This window comes from Mesorhizobium sp. M1E.F.Ca.ET.063.01.1.1 (genome assembly GCF_003998155.1).
In the GTDB taxonomy this organism is placed as follows: Bacteria; Pseudomonadota; Alphaproteobacteria; order Rhizobiales; family Rhizobiaceae; genus Mesorhizobium.
Map to the genome: position 1 here is coordinate 1 of NZ_RZSC01001595.1, position 461 is coordinate 461.

Below are 461 nucleotides of genomic sequence, written 5' to 3' on the forward strand. Positions count from 1 at the left end.
CTTCTAGGGTTTTCAGCCTGTTAGGCTTATCTTTTAAGGAGAATCCCGCGCCATCTGGTGCGGGATTTTTCTTTTCCGGTGCTTGCGGTCACGCGCACCCGAACCCGCGTCAAGGCGCGAAGATCGACCAGTTCATCATCCTGGCAAGCTTCTCCAACGCGATGGAGCCGAGTTTGGAGTTGCCGTTTTCGTTAAGGCCGGGCGACCAGACGGCGAGCGAGGCGACGCCCGGCACGATCCCCAATATGCCGCCGCCGACACCGCTTTTCCCCGGAATGCCGACATGGAAGGCGAAGTCGCCGGAGCCGTCATAGTGGCCGCAGGTCAGCATCAGCGCGCCGATGCGGCGCGCGCGTTCGGCCGACACCACCGAATGCCCGGTCGCCGGATTCCGGCCGCCATTGGCGAGGAAACGGCCGGCCATGGCGAGCTGCCGGCAGCTCATTGCGATGGCGCAATGG

Annotated in this window: 1 protein-coding gene; it reads right to left on the reverse strand. The window is 63.6% G+C overall.

Annotated features, from left to right (window positions below; all coding sequences use genetic code 11):
• Positions 1-109: 109 nt before the first annotated feature.
• On the reverse strand, positions 110-461 hold a 352-nt coding region (locus EOA29_RS39960; protein ID WP_189479203.1), incomplete at its 5' end, for a glutaminase.